This is a genomic window from Aliivibrio friggae (assembly GCF_057368515.1).
This window is the reverse complement of record NZ_CM170648.1, coordinates 939,886-962,528: the sequence shown is the minus strand read 5'-3', so window position 1 is coordinate 962,528 and position 22,643 is coordinate 939,886. Positions and strand designations below refer to the sequence as shown.

The 22,643-nt window shown below is 40.1% G+C and carries 22 protein-coding genes; 5 read left to right on the top strand and 17 right to left on the bottom strand.

Annotated elements, in window-relative coordinates:
- Positions 1-188 precede the first annotated feature (188 nt).
- Both AC2INI_RS04525 and AC2INI_RS04520 read right to left on the bottom strand, forming a co-directional pair.
- Positions 189-1,283, bottom strand: a complete 1,095-nt coding sequence (locus AC2INI_RS04525) for a Fic family protein (protein WP_486305438.1) — start codon at positions 1,281-1,283, stop codon at positions 189-191.
- Positions 1,284-1,599: 316 nt separating this feature from the next.
- Positions 1,600-2,094 (bottom strand): YcxB family protein, encoded by a 495-nt coding sequence (locus AC2INI_RS04520; protein WP_486305437.1) that lies wholly within the window; start codon positions 2,092-2,094, stop codon positions 1,600-1,602.
- A gap of 166 nt (positions 2,095-2,260) precedes the next feature.
- On the opposite strand from AC2INI_RS04520, the gene AC2INI_RS04515 reads away from it, so the two are divergent.
- Positions 2,261-2,920, top strand: coding sequence for a CatA-like O-acetyltransferase (locus tag AC2INI_RS04515; protein ID WP_486305436.1), 660 nt, complete (start codon positions 2,261-2,263; stop codon positions 2,918-2,920).
- A 150-nt stretch (positions 2,921-3,070) separates the two neighbouring features.
- On the opposite strand, the gene AC2INI_RS04510 is transcribed toward AC2INI_RS04515, so the two are convergent.
- On the bottom strand, positions 3,071-3,577 hold the full coding sequence (locus AC2INI_RS04510; RefSeq protein ID WP_486311223.1) for a GNAT family N-acetyltransferase: 507 nt from the start codon (positions 3,575-3,577) through the stop codon (positions 3,071-3,073).
- Between the two features lie 99 nt (positions 3,578-3,676).
- Positions 3,677-4,243, bottom strand: a complete 567-nt coding sequence (locus AC2INI_RS04505; RefSeq protein ID WP_486305434.1) for a TetR/AcrR family transcriptional regulator — start codon at positions 4,241-4,243, stop codon at positions 3,677-3,679.
- Positions 4,244-4,567: 324 nt separating this feature from the next.
- On the opposite strand from AC2INI_RS04505, the gene AC2INI_RS04500 reads away from it, so the two are divergent.
- Complete coding sequence (locus tag AC2INI_RS04500; RefSeq protein WP_122035569.1) at positions 4,568-5,059, top strand: VOC family protein; 492 nt, start codon at positions 4,568-4,570, stop codon at positions 5,057-5,059.
- 146 nt (positions 5,060-5,205) lie between these two features.
- On the opposite strand, the gene AC2INI_RS04495 is transcribed toward AC2INI_RS04500, so the two are convergent.
- Complete coding sequence (locus tag AC2INI_RS04495; RefSeq protein ID WP_486305433.1) at positions 5,206-6,738, bottom strand: phospholipase D family protein; 1,533 nt, start codon at positions 6,736-6,738, stop codon at positions 5,206-5,208.
- Positions 6,739-6,832: 94 nt separating this feature from the next.
- Positions 6,833-7,984 carry a lipase family alpha/beta hydrolase gene (locus AC2INI_RS04490; protein ID WP_486305693.1) on the bottom strand — a complete coding sequence of 384 codons (1,152 nt, stop codon included), beginning with the start codon at positions 7,982-7,984 and terminating at the stop codon, positions 6,833-6,835.
- Positions 7,985-8,177: 193 nt separating this feature from the next.
- Between AC2INI_RS04490 and radD the strand changes: the two genes are divergently transcribed.
- Positions 8,178-9,902 carry a DNA repair helicase RadD gene (radD, locus tag AC2INI_RS04485; RefSeq protein ID WP_486305432.1) on the top strand — a complete coding sequence of 575 codons (1,725 nt, stop codon included), beginning with the start codon at positions 8,178-8,180 and terminating at the stop codon, positions 9,900-9,902.
- A 35-nt stretch (positions 9,903-9,937) separates the two neighbouring features.
- Here the strand turns inward: radD and AC2INI_RS04480 are convergent, their stop codons facing one another.
- Positions 9,938-10,363, bottom strand: a complete 426-nt coding sequence (locus tag AC2INI_RS04480) for a cytochrome c (protein ID WP_486305431.1) — start codon at positions 10,361-10,363, stop codon at positions 9,938-9,940.
- A 224-nt stretch (positions 10,364-10,587) separates the two neighbouring features.
- On the opposite strand from AC2INI_RS04480, the gene rplY reads away from it, so the two are divergent.
- Both rplY and AC2INI_RS04470 read left to right on the top strand, forming a co-directional pair.
- Positions 10,588-10,866 carry a 50S ribosomal protein L25 gene (rplY, locus tag AC2INI_RS04475; protein WP_060990479.1) on the top strand — a complete coding sequence of 93 codons (279 nt, stop codon included), beginning with the start codon at positions 10,588-10,590 and terminating at the stop codon, positions 10,864-10,866.
- 304 nt (positions 10,867-11,170) lie between these two features.
- Positions 11,171-11,617, top strand: coding sequence for an META domain-containing protein (locus AC2INI_RS04470; RefSeq protein WP_122035581.1), 447 nt, complete (start codon positions 11,171-11,173; stop codon positions 11,615-11,617).
- A 126-nt stretch (positions 11,618-11,743) separates the two neighbouring features.
- On the opposite strand, the gene AC2INI_RS04465 is transcribed toward AC2INI_RS04470, so the two are convergent.
- Genes AC2INI_RS04465 through AC2INI_RS04420 form a run of 10 tightly spaced genes read right to left on the bottom strand, consistent with a single transcriptional unit; the run spans position 11,744 to position 22,642 of the window.
- Entirely contained in the window at positions 11,744-12,979 is a 1,236-nt protein-coding gene (locus tag AC2INI_RS04465) for a beta-ketoacyl-ACP synthase (RefSeq protein ID WP_486305430.1), read from the bottom strand.
- Positions 12,976-13,701, bottom strand: coding sequence for a 3-ketoacyl-ACP reductase FabG2 (locus tag AC2INI_RS04460; protein WP_122035585.1), 726 nt, complete (start codon positions 13,699-13,701; stop codon positions 12,976-12,978). The genes AC2INI_RS04465 and AC2INI_RS04460 overlap by 4 nt, the downstream gene beginning before the upstream one ends.
- 8 nt (positions 13,702-13,709) lie before the next feature.
- Positions 13,710-14,180 carry a hotdog family protein gene (locus AC2INI_RS04455; protein WP_045101592.1) on the bottom strand — a complete coding sequence of 157 codons (471 nt, stop codon included), beginning with the start codon at positions 14,178-14,180 and terminating at the stop codon, positions 13,710-13,712.
- Positions 14,177-15,367, bottom strand: coding sequence for a beta-ketoacyl-[acyl-carrier-protein] synthase family protein (locus AC2INI_RS04450; protein WP_486305429.1), 1,191 nt, complete (start codon positions 15,365-15,367; stop codon positions 14,177-14,179). Before AC2INI_RS04450 ends, AC2INI_RS04455 begins: the two co-directional genes overlap by 4 nt.
- Before the next feature lie 5 nt (positions 15,368-15,372).
- Entirely contained in the window at positions 15,373-16,002 is a 630-nt protein-coding gene (locus AC2INI_RS04445) for a DUF3261 domain-containing protein (protein WP_486305428.1), read from the bottom strand.
- On the bottom strand, positions 16,002-18,338 hold the full coding sequence (locus AC2INI_RS04440; RefSeq protein WP_486305427.1) for an MMPL family transporter: 2,337 nt from the start codon (positions 18,336-18,338) through the stop codon (positions 16,002-16,004). The genes AC2INI_RS04445 and AC2INI_RS04440 overlap by 1 nt, the downstream gene beginning before the upstream one ends.
- A 13-nt stretch (positions 18,339-18,351) precedes the next feature.
- Positions 18,352-18,972, bottom strand: coding sequence for a LolA family protein (locus AC2INI_RS04435; protein ID WP_486305426.1), 621 nt, complete (start codon positions 18,970-18,972; stop codon positions 18,352-18,354).
- Complete coding sequence (locus AC2INI_RS04430) at positions 18,965-19,426, bottom strand: acyl-CoA thioesterase (RefSeq protein WP_122035598.1); 462 nt, start codon at positions 19,424-19,426, stop codon at positions 18,965-18,967. The genes AC2INI_RS04435 and AC2INI_RS04430 overlap by 8 nt, the downstream gene beginning before the upstream one ends.
- The gene (locus AC2INI_RS04425) at positions 19,426-20,961 is read right to left on the bottom strand and encodes an HAL/PAL/TAL family ammonia-lyase (RefSeq protein WP_122035601.1); all 1,536 of its coding nucleotides are present in this window, start codon (positions 20,959-20,961) and stop codon (positions 19,426-19,428) included. The genes AC2INI_RS04430 and AC2INI_RS04425 overlap by 1 nt, the downstream gene beginning before the upstream one ends.
- Complete coding sequence (locus AC2INI_RS04420) at positions 20,951-22,642, bottom strand: glycosyltransferase family 2 protein (protein WP_486305425.1); 1,692 nt, start codon at positions 22,640-22,642, stop codon at positions 20,951-20,953. The genes AC2INI_RS04425 and AC2INI_RS04420 overlap by 11 nt, the downstream gene beginning before the upstream one ends.
- Position 22,643: the final 1 nt, after the last annotated feature.

The following is a 22,643-nucleotide window of genomic DNA, read 5'->3' as shown; positions in this document are numbered from 1 at the left end:
AAGTATAGATTCTAAGCATCGAGATTGAATACTCTTCAAGTCAACCATCAAAAGAAAAATCACTGCAAACATATGTTTTTATTAAAATAACATCAAAGGTATTTAAAAGACGAGTAAGCAGAATAAAATAAAAGGAAGTATTTCTACATACCTTACGAATTGATATAAGAAAATTTACCGAAAACTCTCTACTCCCCCAAAACATAACGAGTACTTCGACCACCTGCCCCAGTTTTAACCAAACAGCCAAGCTCAACTAATGTTGCTAAATGCCGAGATGCTGTGGGCTTACTTACCTTTGCAACTTTATGGTATTGAGAGGTGTTAATGCCCTCTTCAAAATCGCCATCTAACATTCGATTAAGCACTTTTACTTGCTCTTCTGTCAGCTTGGTTTGATCAACCTTGCGCCAAAAGTTGGTTTTAAAAATGGTTCTGTCTATTTCGTTAAAGACTTCTGCAAACGTACTATCAAGAGTTTCAAAAAACCATTGTAGCCAAGCGGTAATATCTAAGTCCCCTTTTTGGGTTTGCTCTAAAATCTCATAATAACTTTTTCGGTTCGCCAAGATACCAACGGACATGGCATAGAATCGGACCGATTGCTGCTCTGCTTGCGCTAATGCGAGATCCGTAAGTAGACGAGTAATTCTTCCATTACCATCATCAAGTGGATGAAGCGTTACAAACCACAGATGGGTTATTGCTGCTCTTAATAGCGGATCTAATGAGGCATCGCTTTTTGATGTATTGAACCAATCAATAAACTGATTCAATTCAGCATCAAGAATATCTCGGCTTGGCGCTTCAAAATGGACAACAGGACGATCAATGCGACCAGATACAACTTGCATAGGTGCATCGCCTCGTAATTGCCCACCCACCACAGGGTTAAACATGGTGTAGCCTTGAGGAAATAAGCGATTATGCCAGTGTAAAATACGATCTAGCGTTAAAAAGGTGTCTAAGTTTTCTACCGCATCAAGCATGATCTCGGCAAGGCCATCGGTCTGCTCTGTGGTTGGAAAAGGCCTTTCTTCACTTAACCCTAATTTATTAGCTAATGAAGAACGCACCGAAAACGCATTTAACGTTTCACCTTCAATCGCGCTTGAGTGAACAATATTGGCAAGTAACGTATCAAGCATGGTTTTTTCTTGGTCTTGACTCGTCATCTTCCCTAATAAAAGCCCTTGATTAAATCTAACCGACCTTAATAACGGTTCAATAACGCGTTCATCCCAATAAAAGTGAGGCCATTTATCTTGCTGCCATATCCACATAATGCCTTCCTCTGATCCAATTTCTCTTAATCTAATCACAGTATGATGCGAATAGCTCACTTATTCAAATCATTTCATGATACGATTAACCCACCTATTCACATCAAAACGTGATTTGATTAGAGGTATTATTCGCATCACAAGTGCATATTATTGAAAAATAGTGAGATAAATTTGCTTGAGTCGTTCAGTTTGAATACGGATGAATATTAGGAGATCTGGTTTAGGCTGAGTCAATTTTTGTTGTAAATCGAAATAGTGCGACAGTGTCGCACTATTTGAGTTAGTCACATTATGTTGTTCGGGGGAGTTGGTATTACTTTGCTTTTGCTATTGCGTGCTGCTCTGCAATGAAAGCGATCTCTTTATCATTTAAGCACGATTTACTGACATATTGGCGCTGTTTACCCATATGCAAGATAAACCCTAAATCGCTTTGTTCAAGTTGATCAATTTCACCCCATGAGATGCTACGAGTGATTTTAGCGCTTTTATAACTCACTCCTTTAGCGTCAGTTTGAAACACCACTTTAGTCCCAGAGAGCGAGCTGATTTTTTGTCGCCATAACCACCACGTTCTCTTAAAGTAGATACTAAGCCCCTCAATAATACTCAAAACAATAAAGAACCAACCAACATATCCATTAGGTAATAGTTCAAGTTTTAGTAAAACCACACCAAAAAGAAGAAAAAGAATTCCTTTTAAATAGGCTTTTGGAAATTTAACAGGGTGACTTGTTTGATCATAACACTCGGCAAAGAAAGTCTTGTCGAGAGTGTATTCTGTGGTGACACTAAAATCTTTAGACATATAGGGCTACTTTACTGTTTTATGTGAATGAGTCTCTATGCTGCGATCTCGCAACTTAGGCATTGTACCGTTTCTTAATGCTTTTCTACATTCAAATATATCTTAAAGTCGATTAGGTATATAGAATCAGCCCAACGAAAATCAGTGAACTCTATAGGGAAATCAAATGGCGTATGAAGTGCTAGATGTCAGTCAATGGGCACGAGCTCAACACTTGAAATTTTATCAAGGTTTTAGTCACCCTTGGTATAACATTTGTTCCAATATCGACGTAACGGCGCTGCACCAATATTGTAAGCAACACAATCACCGTTTCTTCCACGCTTATCTTTACCTAACTCAGCAAGCGCTAAATAAATGTGAACCGATGAGCTATCGCCTTATGGGTGAAGAAGTTCGCATTTACTCGCCTATGTGTGTCAGTGTGGCGCTGCTAGCGGATGATAATACGGTGCGTTTTTGCGATTTAGACCATGAGCCTACGTTTGCTGACTTTACAATAAGCGCAACGAAAGCCGAGACCCGAATTAAGAACATGCCTTTTATCGTAGAGCAGTTTATTGGTCAAGAAATGAAGCAGAATACGATTCATTTAACGGTATTGCCGTGGGTAGATTTCACTAGTATGACTCATGCTAGAGACGTTAATTTCCCAGATAGCGTGCCAAAAATGGCATTTGGGAAATTGGTTCAACACGGTGAACAATGGCGTATGCCACTGTCTGTTGAAGTGCATCATGGTTTAATGGATGGTTTACACGTAGGGCAATTCATACAGACATTACAAGCGATGTTTGATAATCCATCACTGCTTGAGCAAGCTTAATAAGGTTTATATCTCGACTAAGATGAGCGTTAATGCGCTCATCTTAAAGAATATCCCATGATACTATCGATACCCTATTCAAATCAAAATGTGATTAGGTTAGGGATATTAAGATAAATGAAAAATTGGAACGCTTAGCATCCCAATTAATTATACTTGCTCGGAAGGATGACTCCATATTTGTGGTTCAGAATAAGGACCAGTAATACTTGATGTCGACTCACCTACACCGTCTAATGCACCTTCAGTCAACGCTAACGCAAACCAATTCTCTAATGGTGCTAACGATTCCACAGGAAGTCCTACTTTATGAGGTGTATTGTAACGTTTCGCGTAATGATGGATTTCACCCATAATAAACACTACATCTGGTGCTAACTGCTTTTCAGCCTCTTCCATTAATCTCGTTGCGTAGCCTTGACGTTGGTAACCTGGTAATACGGCTAAAGGAGCCACTACATAACATTTTAAATGTGGTGCCGCATCTATAGTAATAGGTGTATAACACGCATGTGCGACGCCTTCATAAACGATAGAGAAGCTATCGTCTGCAATTAGGTTATCTGCAAATTCAGCATACAGTTTTGCGTGTCTTTCATCATAAATACCACCTGCTGCTGCGAAAGTGTCGTATTGAATTTGGTAAGGGGTTTTCATTTTTATAAATCCTTAATTGTATCTTTATTAAGATAGAGTATTGCTAATATTATTCGTTAACCAGAAACACCAAAGCGATGGTTAATTTGCTAAAAACAGTTATAAATCGAGTAATAACTGATATTTTTTGATAAAGCGTTCTTTAATTTTCAGTAGTGGGTAGTCTTCATCTGAAAACAAATAGTTAAGTGCAATACCGTCTATTTCTGCAATGAGCATATGACTATCAACAAAGTGATTAGCGTTAGGTATATCGCACAAAATCCCATCAAAAGATGCCATCATTAATTTATAACGCTCGTCTAATAAATCTTTCAGAATCAACCTCATTGATGGCTGACATTTCACCTGATAGTCAAACTGATAAAATAATTTTTGCTCTGGGTTTGTCATTGATAAAAAGATGTGTTCTAACAGAGTAATAAACTTCTCTTTTACCGACGCCTCTTCATTAAGCAAGTTCGCATTTTCACTAACGTTACTAATGATCTCTGCCATACGAACAAAAACGGCTTTCAGTAAATCCTCTTTATTTTTAAAGTGATGAAATACTAAACCTTTTGATACGTTTGCAGATTCACAAATCTGTGCAATAGAGGTTTTCTCATAACCTTGCACTGCAAACAGCTCAATTGCTGCTTTTATTGTTTGTTGTTTTTTGTCCATGACAATACCCCTTCAATTCACAAACCGACTATCCGGTCGGTAATTATGGCGAAATATTATATTAGAAGAATAACGTTGGCAAGCGTTTAAAAAATAGGAACCTCTTAAGCTTTATAAAAAGACGGTATTGTTTAATCGCTAAGTAAGCGATGAATTCTTAAATCAAAAGTTAACCATAAAAATTATTATTACCTTTCCTTATTTCAATAACAAAATATTATTATTTCAATAAAATTTGATAATTTCACGTAATCCACATCCTTGCCTATACTCTCTTACATCGAAACAGCATAACGAATTATTAAAACTTATTTGGAGTACATTATGAAAATGAATCACGTTGGTATCATGGTTGGTGACATGGACAAAGCTGTTGAGTTCTACACTCAGGCTTTAGGTCTTAGAATCGTAATGAACAACACGAAAGTAATCGAAGAGCGCGAATCGGCGATTGGTCGTATGTGTATCGCCGTATTTGGTGAAGGCTTTAAAGGCTTCAATATTGCGCACCTAGTGACATCTGATGGTATCGGTATTGAGCTGTTCGAAATGAAAGAGCGCCAAGAGCGTCATGATGTAGACTTTTCTCGTCTAGGCATCTTCCACTTCTGTCTACAAGTGCCAAAAGAGCAGTTTGATACTGCAATCAAGCGTGTTGAAGAATATGGTGGCAAGGTTCGTATGGACATCATGCGTTACCACCCAGAAGACGAACTAAAACAAGCACAAATGGTTTACCTAGAAGACCCATTTGGCAATCTGTTCGAGTTCTACTCTCACTCATACGAAGATACATACGCGACTGATTACGAGTAATCATTCTCCGTAAAATTGCATTAAAAAAGGATTGGTAGAGATACCAATCCTTTTTCTATGTAAACAATAAAATGTTTAATAAGCCTGCTATAGCTTAATTTGTAGTAAGTACTAAATCACAACGTAGTACATTAAGATTATTCGCATCATAGATACTTTTCTATTGGCAGCAGCTGCAAAAACTGAGATTCAAAACGCTCCCATCGCCCTGTTTCTGGTTCTTTCTCCCAGCTTTTATCGCCTGAATACCAACGAACATCACCTTTTTGTAGTTTTAGATGCCAGCTGTTTTCATCATCCATTGCGTGTTCTATATCGCTCGCCAGGCTTTTTGCTATTTGTTGATCTTCAATGATAAGAATGGATTCGGTATTAAGATAAGTTGAGCGTAAATTGAAGTTAAAAGAGCCGATACTCGCGATACGATCATCAAAAACAGCAGACTTAGCGTGAAGTCCATAAGGTAATATTGGCGCACATTTGGTAATGTCACGGGTCGATTCTTCACATAACCCAGCTTCTGGTTTTAATTCATATAGCTGAATACCATGTTCAAGCATATCTTTACGGCGGCCTGCATAACCTGAATGATTGGTGGTTAAATCGTTCGATGCCATTGAGTTAGTTAGCGCTTTTATCTCAACGCCCTTACTAACCAATTCTTGCCATCCTTCTAATTGGGCATCATCAAAAATTAAATACGCCGATTCTAATAAGATTTCTTTATCTGATTCACTGGCTAATTTCGCAAGCGCTTTCGCCGTTGCTTTTGGCTCACTGGTGTTATCTTTATCTAAAGGAACAGGTCGGTCAGACACAAAATGTGCATTCACCCAAGTCATCTTTGCTGTTAACTCTTCTAAGAACTGATAGGCGGTTTTATTGCCCTCAGGTAACGCTGGATAATTTGTGTAAATTGGCGCTGCTATCTCATCCAATACGGGTTGATCTGGTGATGTTGCCTCACCCAACAAATCAACAGGATAAGACCAAGTACTGTCCCAATATTCTGCAAAATTGGTTTGAATATCACCGACCACTGAGCCCATCACCAATACATCGCGATCACGAAAATTAATCTCTTCAGACAAATCAAAATATTCATCACCAATATTACGCCCACCCACCACAGAGAAAGCCCCATCAACGGTAAACGATTTATTATGCATACGACGATTTAGACGAGAGAAATCCCCTAAGAAGTTCACCCACTTGGTAACACCACGACGAGTTGGAATAGGGTTGAATATACGGATATCGACTTGAGGATGTGAGTTAAGCGCAATCAAGAGATCTTCACGCTCGTTTAAGTTGATGTCATCGAGCATAACGCGAACTTTTACACCGCGATCAGCCGCTGCAAGTAAACGGCTTGCAAGGTAATGACCTGATGCATCTGAGTTCCAAATATAATATTGAATATCAATGCTGTGCTCTGCTGTCTCTATTAATGCTAAGCGTTGAGCTAATGCATCCCAACCCTTATCTTGTAATAAAACTGCACTGGTTTCTTTTGTCGCTGGTTTAGGCTGATATACCTTACTCAATTCCGTTAATGCACTTGGTAATGAAGTAACGATGGGCTCATTAGGATGCTGAACCTCATCAGGAAGCGATCCACACCCTGAAAGAATAGCGACGAAAAATAAGGTGATATTAATGCGTTTAAGCACAGACATTTATTAAACTTCCTTTTTTAATATTGAATAACTAACCCTGAAAGGTCTGAAATTGATGACGATTTCTCTATAAAAAGAGAGTATATCAGACTCATCACTCACGCTCTGTCTCTATCCAAAAATTCGATAAATCATCAAATAACTCGTCATTATTTAAAATACTTAAATGGTTTTCATCATAGCCGCGGATCTGTTCCGCATGTAACTGTGCTTGGCGGTTTAACTGACTTGATAAATCAATCACACCATCATTGCTGTCTGTATTAATGAAATTACCCGAGTTATAACCAAACAACAAAAAGTGAGGAGTGTTGGCTTTATTTCTATCTTTGAATAGCTCTTCAATAAACTCACCATCTGGATTTAAATCAACCCATACCGGCATGACGACTGGTGAGTATTCTACGCCCTGTTTTGCTGACTCGACGCCACCAAATGGTGAAGAGATGGTTGAAATACTATTAACGAAATCACACAGTGTTCCAAGATTACATTGGCGCATATAGTTTTCAACGACGAGGCCACCCATGCTGTGCGCGACAATGTGCATTTGTTGGATATTGTATTCACTCGCCACGGTATACAACACATTAGCAAGACCTTTTGAGGTTAAAGACAACGATAGGCCTGAAGGATAATTAAATACCCACACTTGGTATTTGGATTTATCTACTTTTTCAATTAACGGCGCGAGCTCTAACGCCGTTGAGTTGATCCCATGAACAAATAAAATTGGGATCTTATTTGGATCATATTCAGATAAAAAATAGAGCCCAGTATTGTTTTCAAGCAAAAAAGTGAGTGGCTGCCACATGCCTAGTTCTGCATTTTCTTTATCGAACGGTGGATCATTTAAATTGACTACTTTACCAATATTTACTAAATCTAATTCAATGTTAAGTAATGACGATAAAGAGCGTCCAACAAATGCTTTAGGGATCGTTTTTTCATTCACATTTAGGGTGACAAGCATTTCCGTTTTCTCTTTATAATCGTGCAGATTAATAAGGCTAAATGCTTCGTCAGCTTGCAGTGTTAAATCTTTATTTTTATCTTCAAAAAGTAATAAATAATGGATGTCATTCGACATTTGTAAATTAATACTCTCGCTACCAATAATGGCATCGTAGCCATCAATCTCACTCTTATTAATGTCTTTAATTTGCTCGATCACAACTGCTGACCCAGAAACAGATTCACTCAAGGTAAGCGTATACTCATTGGTCAATGAATCAAGCGTCTTCATCTCACGGGATAAGTTTTTAAAATTACTGCAACCAGATAATACTGAGCTCAGTAATAACAAAATACATAGAGATCTCACTGTCGTACTCATCCTTAAATTAACAACCTGTTTTAATACTAGCAAGAAAACAAAGAGAGTAATTTTTTATATTCTGATATGATGCGAACTTGTCTTTACCACTGTATTTATATCCATGTATACATTACGACCTTACCAACAAGATTCTGTTAAAGCCGTTATCCATTATTTCCGAAAACACACAACGCCTGCGGTGTTAGTGCTGCCTACGGGTGCTGGAAAAAGCTTGGTGATAGCTGAATTAGCACGAATAGCAAAAGGTCGTGTGTTGGTACTTGCTCACGTTAAAGAGCTTGTCGAACAAAACCATGAAAAGTACGAAGGCTATGGTGAAGAAGCCTCTATTTTCTCTGCAGGGTTAGGTCGTAAAGAAACCGATAAGAAAGTGGTGTTTGCCTCGGTGCAATCTGTGGTGCGTAATCTTGATTCATTTAAAGATCAATTTTCATTATTGGTTATTGATGAGTGCCACCGCGTGCCAGATAACAAAGACACCAGTTACCGTAAAGTGATTGAGCACTTACAAACCCAAAATGCGGGTATTAAAGTACTTGGCTTAACCGCGACACCTTATCGTTTAGGGATTGGTTGGATTTACCAATATCACACTCGCGGCCAAGTCAAAACTGACACGCCTCGTTTTTTCCGTGATTGTATTTTTGAATTGCCTATTCAATATCTATTGGATGAAGGCTTTTTAACGCCGGCAAAACTCTTAGATGCCCCAGTATTAAGTTATGACTTCTCGCAATTAAAGCCAGCCTCTACCGATAAATACAAAGAATCAGAATTGGATTTGGTGATTGAAGAATCCAAACGCGCCACCCCACAAATTGTTCAGCAAATAGTGGAATACGCCAAAGACAGAAAAGGTGTGATGATCTTTGCTGCCACGGTTCGCCATGCTCAAGAAATATTGTCACTACTACCACCAGAGCAATCTGAACTGGTAATTGGCGATACTAAAGTTGTCGAACGTGATGCCATTATTCAACGCTTCAAAAAACAACAAACCAAATTTTTAGTTAATGTCTCGGTATTAACCACGGGCTTTGATGCCCCTCATGTTGATTTAATTGCTATTTTACGTCCAACAGAATCGGTCAGTTTATACCAACAAATCATTGGTCGTGGATTACGTTTAGCGGAAGGAAAAACAGAGTGTACGATCTTAGATTACGCGGGTAATTGCTACGATCTCTACCAACCTGAAGTGGGTGACCCTAAACCTGACAGCAACAGTGAGATCATCACTATTCCCTGCCCTGCCTGTGGTTTTAATAATAACTTCTGGGGTAAATTAGACAGTAATGGCTTTTTACTTGAACACTTTGGACGTCGCTGCCAAGGCTATTTTGAAGATGATGAAGGGACTCGTGAAGAGTGCGGTTATCGCTTTAGAGCCAAATATTGCAATGAATGCGGTGCAGATAATGATATTGCTGCACGTATTTGTCATGAATGTGATGCGATCTTAGTTGATCCCGATAAAAAGCTAAAAGAAGCACTAAAATTAAAAGATGCTAGGATCCTCAACTGCATCGACTTAACCCTTACCGCGGGGAAAAATCAGTTCGATAAACCACAAATCAAAGTGACCTATTTAGGTGATGATGATTCTGAGCTGCATGAAGTCTGGCAAATGACGACTAAAAAACAAAAGCAATTATTTTTGAATAACTTTGTTCGCCCTCATTTGGTTGATAGACACCGTCCATTTGAAGAAACAACCGCAATTAAAATCGCGAATAACCAACACCGTTTTCGTCCACCGAGTTTTGTGATTGCGCGTAAACAAGGTAAGTTTTGGTCTATTCGCGATAAGATCTTTGAAGAGTAATCTGTTTATAACAGTCATCCGCTTTTAAAACACGATTACCACAGTGAACGATAATTCATATGACACGAGCGGCACTGAGCGAACGCTTTATCAAGGGCGGCTCGTGCTGCAACTTCATCTTGTTCTACTGCAGCTTCGCTGATTAACATAAATTGCTGCGATAACGTATCAAACTTGCCTTCAAATTCGGCTTTTTGAACCCAAATTTTAGTCCGTGCTCGGCTGTTGTCTGCACTGCCTTCTGGAAACAGGGTTTTCTGCTCTTCTACTGTTAAATGCGCACTTTGGGCTAACGGCATAATACGATCCCAATTTAATACGTCTTTATCAAATTCATCATCTAACAAATCAGCGGTCGCATCAAGATGTTGAAAATTATCCTGTCGAGCCTCTATCTCTTGAGCGTGATCCGCAGCTATCACGGAAAAAGAAAATAACGCGACTATCCCTATTTTTTTCATACTTGCCTCCATGCAGTTATTTTATTGTTTATGCATTCATCGTTTTAATTTTACGATAGTTTTTTCACATTAACAAAAACCTAGCAAAAACACACGAAAATAGGTTGTTAGATAAATAATCGAATGGTACTATTCGCGCTCGTTTTTCGAAACGAAAAGTCTGTTAAGTTAGGTCGCTAAGCTTAATGGCATTTTTTTATTTTACTATTTTGAGAGTAAAGACTATGAAATTTGAAGCAGTAGTACGTACTGAACAAGGTAAGGGTGCGAGCCGCCGCCTTCGTCACGCTGGTAAATTCCCTGCAATCGTTTACGGTGGCACAGAAGCTCCAGTATCAATCGAACTAATCCACAGTGATATCATCAACCAAATGGATAAGCCTGAATTTTACGAAGCAATTGAGCTAGTAATCGATGGCGCTACTGTTAAGGTTAAGCCGCAAGACGTTCAACGTCACGCGTTTAAGCCTAAAGTTGAGCACATGGACTTCATCCGCATCTAATTCGAGTCTTTTTTACTCTTTTGCATTATGTTATTTCTTTCTTACCAATTGAAATAACAACCCCTTTAAAGCCCTGATATTACCAGTATCGGGGCTTTAATCTATCTAGCGTATAGAATCACAGAGCCCCTCTATTTTCTTCTTATATAAAAACTAAGATCTTCTTCCCATTTAGCATTCTAATTTATAAGACAATTGTTATTGGACAGTGTTTTTTACTTTTTACTGACAATATTGGGTTATTCTCTTCTATACTTCTGTATATTAAAAAAAGCAAAACTTCATAAACCAGTTAGGAGTTAAAATGAAAAAATTATTAGTGGCTGTATCTTTACCTGTATTAATGGCTGCATGTGCAAGCAATGGCGACAACCTAATGGCTGACACTCAAGTTTCAGCAGATATGCTTCAACACCACAACTGGCAGTTAACTCAAGTTGACGGTAAAGACGTTGCTACTCCTGAAAAAATGGAAGCACCACGTCTTGAGATTGGCGAGAAAATGACAGCTAATGGTAACGCTGGCTGTAACAACTTCTTTGGCCAAGGTGAGCTAAATGAAGAAGGTCAATTCCGCATTGAAAAAATGGGAATGACAATGAAAATGTGTATGGGTGATGTGATGACAACTGAACAAGTTATGTCTAGCACTCTATCTACATGGAGCGACATTACGCTTACTAAAGAAAACTTGATCCTTAAAGGTCAAGAACACGAATTAACATTCACACTGCGTGATTGGGTAAACTAATCAATCAGATCGTGTAACTTATTCTATCTTCGATCTAACCAATCTGAAGATACAAAAAAACCGGTGAATTCCCCTCACCGGTTTTTTCTTATCTGTTATTTCAAATTTATCACTTAAAAAGAAAAACTACGCTTCAATCCAACGCTTAAAAATAAGTGATGTGTTAATCCCACCAAAAGCAAAGTTATTGCTCATGATGTAATTGCAATCAATCTCGCGACCTGCGCCAGTGATGTAATCAAGCTTTCCACAACGCTCATCAATATTGTTCAAGTTTAAGGTTGGGCTAAACCAATTGTTACGCATCATCTCTATCGATAACCACGCTTCAATTGCACCACAAGCCCCTAATGTATGACCAAAGTAAGACTTCAGTGAACTGATTGGCATCGATGAACCAAATACGTTTTCTGTTGCTGTACTTTCTGCTATATCACCACGCTCAGTCGCTGTACCGTGGGCTGATACATAGCCAATACTCTCTGGCGACAAGTTTGCGTCTTTTAATGACATTTCCATACACAGTTGCATGGTTTCCATTTGAGGTTGTGTTACATGGGCTGCATCACAGTTGCTCGCAAAGCCAACTAATTCAGCATAGATGGTTGCTCCACGAGCTTTGGCGTGTTCATATTCTTCTAATACTAATGCGCCTGCCCCTTCGCCAATCACTAGACCATCTCGGTCTTGATCATATGGGCTTGGTGAGGTTTTAGGTTCATCATTTTTTAAGCTTGTTGCAAACAGAGTATCAAATACCGCAGATTCCGTTGGGCATAACTCTTCAGCACCACCAGCAACCATTGCGGTTTGGTAACCGTGTTTAATGGCTTCATACGCATAACCAATCGCTTGGCTACCTGACGTACACGCACTGCTGGTTGGGATAACACGACCACGTAAACCAAAGAATAAACCAACGTTTACCGCAGCTGTGTGAGGCATCATTTTTACGTAAGTCGTTGCTGTAATCGCTTTGGTACTTTTCTCACTCAGCATGACACCAAATGCACCAACAGCGTCTGTTGAACCTGTCGATGAACCAAAAGCAATACCGGTTTGTCCATTGGTTAAAACGTCATTACCAATCAAACCACTCTGCTCTAGTGCCTGCTCAGAAGCAACTGTAGATAGTAGTGACACTCGGCCCATTGAACGAATCTTCTTACGGGTGTAATGCTTTGGTAACGTAAAGTCATCAATCGGTGCAGCAAGCTTTGTATTTAGGCCATCATAAACCTCAAAGCTTGGCATATATTGAGTGGCATTTTCACACTTACGAAGGTTTTCGCCTACGGTGTTCCAATCACTGCCTAGGGCTGTCACGCCAGACATGCCTGTAACAACTACACGACGACTCATACTAAACCACCATTGATTGAAATAACTTGGCGAGTCACATAACCCGCAACATCTGACATTAGGTAGCTGACAAGACCTGCGACTTCTTCTGGATCACCCATACGACGCAGTGGCACTTGTGGCAAGGCATGTTCTTTTACATGTTCATCAACCATACCGGTATCTATCAAACCTGGAGCGACACAGTTTACGGTAATTTTTCGTTTCGCTAATTCTAACGCTAACGATTTAGTCGCCCCAATCACACCCGCTTTAGCGGCGCTGTAGTTGGTTTGTCCACGGTTACCTACAATGCCCGAGACTGACGCTAGTGTCACAATACGGCCACCTTTACGCAGTTGAACCATAGGCATTACGCAAGGATGAAGTACATTATAGAAGCTGTCTAAATTGGTATGAATTACCCCATCCCACTCTTCTTCTGTCATTGCTGGGAATGCTGTATCACGAGTAATACCTGCATTACTCACAACGCCATAATACGCACCATGAGTTTCAATATCGTTTTCTAATCTCTCTTTACACTGTGCGCGATTACTAATATCAAATTGAATTAAACGGCCTGAACCGCCGTTTTCTTCAATCGTCGCCAATGTTTGTTCTGCGCCTGCTTGATCACTCATATAGTGAACAACTACATAAAACCCATCTTTTGCTAGCTGCTCTGAGATAGCGCGACCAATACCTTTACTGGCTCCGGTCACTAATACTTGTCTTGTCATGGTTCCCTCTACTGCTTATCTTGCTTAGGAGCGAGAAGCTCTTCTAATTTTTCTTCTGTTGGTACAAATACATTAAGCTGGCTCGAAGCCACTTGCTGACCATTTGATTCAATATAGCAACTGAATACCGCCATGCCATTATTCTCAAGTACTTGCTCTGCAAAAATGTCGAGTGTGTCGCCTTGTTGAAATTCACTGCACTCTGCTTTATATTTTCGGCTGCCAAGCAAAAAGCCTATCGGTGACTTATTACCTTTTTTCCATGCGTGGTAACCAGACCACCCTGCAACACTTTGTGCCATGAACTCAATACCAACCCACGCAGGAATGGTTTTTGTTTCATGATTAAAGAAAATATTCTGATCGCTAATGGTCACTCTGCAGTGAATAGACAACTCTTGTACATCAATCAACTCATCAACTAAAGCTAATGGCATATCATGAGGCAAAAGGTCGATTAAATCTGGAATATGGCTCATGAATGATACCCAAAAATTAAACTAATATTGTTGCCACCAAAAGCAAAAGAGTTACTGATGATCGCTTTCTTTTCTAAACTCTGGCTTTGAACTAAGTTAATCTCGGCTAATTCAGGATCAATCTCACCATCGTTGATTTGCGCAGGTAATGCTAAATTGAATTTTAGTATATGCCAACAAATTGAAGCCTCAATAATACCAGCCGCCCCTAGCGTATGCCCAGTTAATGGCTTGGTTGAACTGATTGGCGTTTGAGAACCAAAAACAGCATGCGCAGCTTTCGATTCCATTGCATCGTTCAATGGTGTCGCTGTACCGTGAGCATTAATATAACCAATGTCCGTAGCATTAAGCCCTGCATCTTTTAAGGCTTTTTCCATCGCTTCTATCGCGCCTTTTCCTTCTGGATGAGGGGCTGAGATATGATGTGCATCTGAGCTATCACCTGCGCCTAATAGAGCAATGGGATCATCGGAGTCTTTTTGCTCTGCGCTCAATAGCATATACGCACTTGCTTCACCGATGTTAATTCCTTTTCTATTCGGACTAAATGGTAAACAAGGTGTATTTGATAACGCTTCAAGGCTATTAAAACCGTTTAGCGTTAACTTACATAACGTATCTGTGCCACCAACGATAACCGCATCCACAAAGCCTGATTTTAATAATCGCTTTGCCGATAAAAAAACACGACCGCTAGAAGAACACGCCGTCGAAATTGCATACGTTGGGCCTGTAAGTTCTAAATACTCTGCAATAAATTCCGCAGGATTACCCAACTCTTGCTTATGGTAATGATAGCCATCAGAAAACTCACCAGAATTTAGCTTTGCGCTAAGTGCGACTTCACCATCAGAGATCCCAGAAGTACTTGTTCCTACTACCACCGCAATACGATCAGCGCCGTACTTTTCTTTTGCTTGCTGAATTTGATCTTCGATTTGCTGTAATGCTGAGAGCACTAATTGATTATTCCGAGTATCAAATGCGGCTAAACGTGATGGAACGGTAGGCAGCTCACCTTCCGCTTTTCCAACAACGGTCGATTTTCCATCATTTAGCCAACCATCTTCTGCTCTCATTGATGGCGCTTTGGTGCCTTGAAGAGTCTGATGGATATCAGCTATCTCTTTGCCTAATGCGGAATGCGAACCACAGGCATGAATATATACAGGAAATTCGCTCATTTTATTTATCCATTATTCTTTTGAGTTTGTGCTTCTTGCGAATGTGAAAACGTTTTTATGGTAATAATATAGCCCAAGTGAGGGCTGCTTAGCGTGATATCACCACTCAGCTTGTCTTGGATTGAATCATAACGAGCATCAAGGATAATATTACCCGACTCATCACGCAGTATGCGATGGTTTCCATTCTCACTTAACTGCCAATTAATACTATCCAATGATGGCTGCCACGCATCCAGCGGCCACAAGGTAATCATCACATTAAACAACACTTGCTCTGGAGGCGGAAGCGTATCCGCAAGCCCTGCCATCACATAGGTCTCTAAGGTTAGACCGTCATAATCTAAACTCAATAGACGAGAGCCCCATGAAGCAAAACCGGCAAGAACAAGATCATTACCAGTTAACTGTAATTGCACTGGAAGTTGTTGTTTAGAACCTTGAAACTCAACCGAGATAAGCTGACTCAACGATAAATCACTGCCATATTGCTCTGGCTGAGGTAGCGTAACAAAGGTTCCTTGAGCCACTTCAACTTGATTAGGCTGTTTGATCGGTTTTGATGCACACCCCATAAGGATAAACGACAAAATAAAGACACTAAAATAACGGAGTGTTAACGGCTTACTCTTCATTATTTATCCCTTTTACTGTGAGTATGAGAGGGTGTTAATTGACTGAGTGGTGCAAGTAACCAAGCGACAATGATACCTGTTAATACGGTGATACCAAAACTGTGGATCGCTTGGGTTTCACTTAATGCCAATAATCCAAAAGAAAGAATGGTCGTTAGTGCCGATAAGGAAATCGCCAATAAGGTACTTTCTTTATGAGAGTTATCTGCTTGCTTGTTCTGCTCAGCAAAAAAGAGAGTGTAATCTATCCCTATTCCTAAAATTAGCATTAACGCTAATAGATTAAACAGGTTTAATGGCACACCCGTTAATACTGTCACCGCAAGGCCTGCACAACCTGCGATAAACGGAGGCAGTACAATTAAGAACGCTTGTTTGACTTTATAGCGAGGCAATAGCAGTAAAAATATTGCTCCATAGGCCATTAATAACAGTTCGGTAATTCGTTGGCGGTATTGAGCAAATAAGGTAGAAATCTCTTCGGCTTTATTGAGATAGGTCGCGTCATTATTTTTAGCAAACTCATTCAATGTTGCACTATCTACTTCTTGATTAAAGGTGATCACCGAAGCGAACACATCATCAATATGACCAAGCCACAAAAAGCCTACAGTTTCAGATATTGGTGATGCTAAAAACCCTTCAATCGTTAGCGCTTGATACGGCTGTAATGCTGACAGTGCTTGCTTTTGCTGTATCACTTTTTGATAAGCATCTGCTTGCTGTTTATATAAATCAGTAACGAGTTGATAGTTCTCTTGCTGTGTTTTTTGTGATGGTACATAACGGCTGATAGATTGGAAACCACCAAAGTCACCACTCTGCTCAAGCTTATCTGATACTCGCTCTAACTTTTGTAATAACGCTTCTTCTGTCTTTGCTCTAACCAACAATAATTGTTGAGATCCGCCAACACCGGTAATGGCTTTTATCTCTCTTTCTTGCTGCTGTAATGCTTGAGGCAGTGCTTGAAGTTGGCGAATATCATCATCGTATTTCGCCTGTGTTACTCCAAATACTGAAGCGATTAAAAGGCTAAATGGCAGTACTAAGCGGATAAGCGGTTGTTGCCATACCAATAGCCATTGACTTAACGCTCGTTGAGCAGGAATAACATGGTGCTTACTCGGCTTACTGGCTAATACCGGATACCAACAGACAACGGTAAAATAAGCGGCGGTTAAGCCAATCGCAGAAAAGAGGGATAATTGCTGTAAGCCAGGGAACGGCGCAATCAACATGCCAAGATAGCCAATTAAACTGGTAATTAAGCCCAGTGTGATTGCAGGTAAAAGCTGTTTAATGCCTTCGACAGAGTTCCACTTAGCTCCGGCATTTAAACGATCAGTTAAAAAATGAAACGCATAATCAATCGAGACACCGATTAAACTGGCGCCAAATACCAAACTAAATAAATGAATAGAACCAAATAAGCTAATAGTTAATACATAGGCACAGAATAAGCCAGTGGTTATGGATAACAGGGCTAACGCTAATGGCAGCGTACTGCGATAGACCACTAAAACCAGTACAAAAATACCAATTAATGAGCCCAAACCTATGGTACTGATCTCGCCTTTTGCACTCTCTGTTCCATGAGCTGCATAAAAGATAACGCCAGTATGTTGAATATCAACGTCAAACTGGGTTTCTATCTTCTGCTCTACTGTCAGTAAATCAGGTAATTGCTGCTGTAAAGAGAGCTGATAGGATGATCCGGCAAGATCGGCGGTGATCACGATGTATTTCTGTTGATCCACCGTGGCTGTTAAGTAGCCATTCTCAATTTGGATATTACCTGAGCTTTGAACCAAGCCAGATAAATAATCTCGAAACAGTAAAAAGGGATCACTTTCTAACTCAGCGCCAGTGACACCAGAAAAAGGATTGTATAACGCATGCAACACTTGCTGTATTTGCTGCTCTGGTTTATCCGTTAACTGCTGTTTCTGTTTCTCGCTTAGCAATTGCGCTCGTGCAGGAAAGTAGTATTGACCCCACGCCTGCTGCTGATTTTCGCTCACCGTTGCCGTCACTGAATCAAACATCGGCAATTCAGTTAAGGCTTGGCTAAAATTATCAACCGCTGTAATCAGTGTTTTATCTTGGCCCTGCGTTTGATGCACGACAAACACCACTTTATCACTCATAGTGTTGGCAATATTATCAAAGGCTTGTTGAGCGACCGGATCTTGTTGATTATCTGGCAGTAGCGCTAGAATATTAGTTTCAATCGGTAATGCGCCTTTGGTGCTGGCTTGATAGCCAAACACACCCAAGATTATCAGCAATACCAATGACCAAATTAACGCCAGCAAACGCGGTTTCATTATCATCTATTTAATACCGTTAGAAGGCAAATGCAGCTAACTCTTTTTCAGTTAAGGTGTTTGGTTGAGTGGATTGTTGAGTAAATACCATTTCAGTAACATCACCACGAACTTCGCTTAATACGACTCGGTTCAGATACTGCCCACCTTCAATTTTAATCGATTTAAATACACTATCGATTGGTGAAGTTTTTGGTATAAGTAACAATGTCCAAACGTCTTTCTCACCTGAGAGTTGCAATGTAAAATTCTCTTTTATCGCATCGGTATCGCCTTTAAACAGAGACAAGAATAGACGCGTAAAATAGAAAGCCATCGGGTTCTCAGAATCATTCATTACTTGAGCTTCACCATTAATAGACTGGCGAAGTTTGTTCTGAGTTAATGTTAGATTAATTGGAAATGGCTTGGTTTGTTGCCACAACAGCCCTTTTTCATGATCCAACAAAAAAGTGCCTGATGTCGATAAAGGCTGATTAAACATCTGCATGGTTCGAACTTGCTGAAACTCACCACGAACCAGTGTCGATTGCGCTAATTGCTGTTGTAAATCACTAATGCCAAAAGCAAAACTATTCACGCTAAATAATAAAAAGATCGAAGCAATCCATAATGCACAGCGATGTTGACGATTAACCATGTTGGTAAGCCTCTACTTTATCCGTAAATATACGAGGTGATACAAAACACATCTCTTCAGTTTCAATTGAAACAGCGACTTGCATCGTATGAGCTTTTGTCATTCTAACGCCTGAGTCGGCATCATAAATGACGTAATCTACACGCATACGATTTTCCCATTCTGTTAATGTTGCCACCACGCGAATGGTGTGATCATAAGGAATGGATTTTACATATTTCACACGAGTGTCAATGATGGGCCAAACATAGCCTGACGCCATCATATCTCGGTAGCTATACCCTATCTTCTCAAGCATTTCATGGCGTGCTTTTTCGAAGAAACGAAAATAATTACCGTGATACACCACGCCCATAGGATCTGCATCCTGAAAGGCGGTGGTGATCAACACTTCTGCACTTAATACGTGAGTATTCCCTTCAGCACCTTCAGCATTAACTACAGAGTTTGACATTAGTATAGCGTCCAATGTTGTTGTTGGATTTTATCAATGAAGTTACGTAAGTCTTGCTCTAACGGACGATCTTCATCTACAAAGGTAAACTCTGACAACACGGCATCACGCATGGTTTTCAGCTCAACACTTAGCTCATCATCACTTAACTCGCCTTGTCTCTCGCGTAGTACTAACGCTTGAGTCGCCGCTAGTAGAGAAGCAGAGGTAACTTGCTCTGTCAGTTGAAGTACACGTAAACAATCACGTGAAGCAATAGTTCCCATGCTTACTTTATCTTGGTTATGACACTCTGTTGAACGCGAGAATACACTTGCTGGCATCGTGCCTTTTAGCGCTTCTGCCGTCCATGCTGAGATACCAATTTGTACCGCTTTAAAACCATGGTTAATTGGTTTGCGAGCGCCAGTTGCGCCAGTCAGGTTGAATGGTAAGCCGTTATTAAACTTGTAATCCATTAACTGTGCCATTTGACGATCCAGTAGATCAGCAATGTTAGCAACCGCTGTTTTTAGCATGTCCATCGCCATCGCAATGTGACCACCGTAGAAATGACCGCCATGAAGAACACGCTCATTATCACCATCAATAATTGGGTTATCGTTAGCGCTGTTCAGTTCGTTCTCAATCATTTGACGTAAGAACGGTAGGCTATCTTGAAGAACACCAATCACGTGTGGCGCACAACGTAGAGAATAACGGTCTTGTAGACGATCACTGTTTCTTGGTGGCGTTTCATTGTGTAAATCAGAACGTAACCATGACGCAATTTGTTGTTGGCCCGGATGCGGTTTTACAGCAAATAAAGCCTCATCAAAATGGAAGTCGTTACCCTGCATGCCAACAGATACCATTGCGGTGATCTTCGTTGCCATTTGCGCTAAGTATTCTGCACGTTTATACGCTAAACACGCCAATGCCGTCATTACTGATGTACCGTTCATTAATGCTAAACCTTCTTTTGGTTTTAGCTTAATCGGTGTGATGTTTAGCTCTTTAAACACATCGGCAGTTGCGCGAATTTCACCTTTATAGATAACTTCACGTTCACCTATTAATGCTGCAGCAAGGTAAGAAAGTGGGGTTAAATCACCACTTGCGCCCACGGAGCCTTCTTGAGGAATACGCGGTGAAATTCCGTGATTAATTAGGGTAACAATTTGATTTAACAAATCGTGAGTGACGCCTGAGACACCTTGAGATAAAGAACACAAACGAGTAGCTAATACCGCACGAGATTGTTGTTCATCTAGGTTTTCGCCTAAACCACAGCCATGAAAACGAGTTAAATGTAATGGCAGCTCATCCACTAAATCCATAGGGATCGCAACCGTACAAGAATCACCATAACCCGTTGTTACGCCATAGATAACGCCTTCTTCTTTTAGAAGTCGCTCAAGGAACTCAACACCACGATCAATTTTAGCAGTGAATTCGTCAGCGTTATTTAATTGTGCATCTGCACCATTTGCAATCTCAACAACGTCTTCAATCGTCAGACGTCCCTTACCAAATGTAATTGAATTAGTTGTCATCTTTCTTTCCAGTTAACTGCCAAAAATTAAAAAAGTTATACCACTGTGATGGTGCCTTTAATGTGAAATGCTCCAAGCGTTGGGCATAATTTTGTACGACTTCTTGCAAAGCCTCTTCTCGCTGTCCACGAGGTAAAATAATTTGTTCTGAAAACGGTTCAAAATACACATCAAAACGTGGATCTTTTTGTGTATCGTCACGTAATCCAAACATCAAATAAACCGGTTGCTTTAAAATAGACGCCAACATAAATGGCCCCTGTGGAAACGGTGCTGGTTTACCTAAGAAGTCCGCCCAAATAACACGATCTTCTTTAGTAACGGAGGTGCGGTCACCCACAATAACAATCCACTCACCTGCATCTATTTTTTGTTGTAATAAAATAGCGGTATCAGGGCCCATTTTACTGACTTGAATCACATTAACTTCAGATTGAGGATTAACCGCTTTCATTACTGCATTAAAACGCTCTGCGTGCTCAGTAAACACCAAAGCATTAATTTTAAGATCTTTATGTCGACGACTCAGAGCACGACATAACTCTAAATTACCCAAATGAGAACCTAGCATTACAATGCCTTTTTCTCGTTTGGATAACGCTTCATAATGCTCAGTGCCATGCACAACTAAATTCTTCTCAGAAAAATCGCCACGCCATGCTGCCAATTTATCTAACATGGTTTCACCAAATGAAACTAGGTGACGATATGGAGATAATTTTTCAGCCAACGTAATATTTTTTACTCGTGCATAAGCATTTACTTGTTGAATAAAATCATCAGATGCTTGTTTTACAGGGCCACCACGTAAGTAGTAATACGCCATAACGGGTTTTAGCAATAACGAGAAAACATGACGACCAAAAGTAGAGTAAACCCACAACAACACTTGCATTCCAAGAATAGTGCCACGCTCTGCATGAGACGACCAATGATCATCCTGTATTGGTTTTCGTTTTAGTAATGATGGGATCCGCGGCAACATGCCAAAAAATAACTTTGTGTGCATCCAACTGATTTTGACGTTATCCCATAAAGCATCAAAATGAGAAATACCATCTTCAGGATAAATCACGCGAGTATTAATAAAACGGATATCCGTATCATTCCAATACATACGAACCATGATCTCAGTATCGAAATCCATTCTTTGCCCCAAAACAGCACGCTCAAGAACGCTAATAGTTGGCCCTATTGGATAAGAACGAAAACCACACATACTGTCTTTAATCGCAAAAGAGAGCGTCTCTATCCATACCCAAACATGAGTAACATAGCGCCCATACAAGCGAGATTTAGGCACGCTTTCATCATAGATTGGTTGGCCAGAGATCAACGCTGTGGGATGAGCTTGTGATTCTTGAATCAGCTTAGGTAATGCTTCTAAATCATGTTGACCGTCAGCATCAATTTGAATCGCATGGCTGAAGCTTTGCTGATACGCAGCTTCTATCCCTGCAATTACAGCTCCGCCTTTGCCTTGATTCTCAGCTAATGTAATTAAGGTTACTCCTTTATTACTTGCCGCTACATCCATTAATATCTGTTTTGTTTCTCTATTGCTGCCATCATCAACAATCAACATTGGATAACCAAAACTGAGTAATGATTTCACCACTGCTGGAACTGTTTTGCCGTGGTTATAACAAGGAATAAGAAAACAAGGACGGAAGGTTGTCATG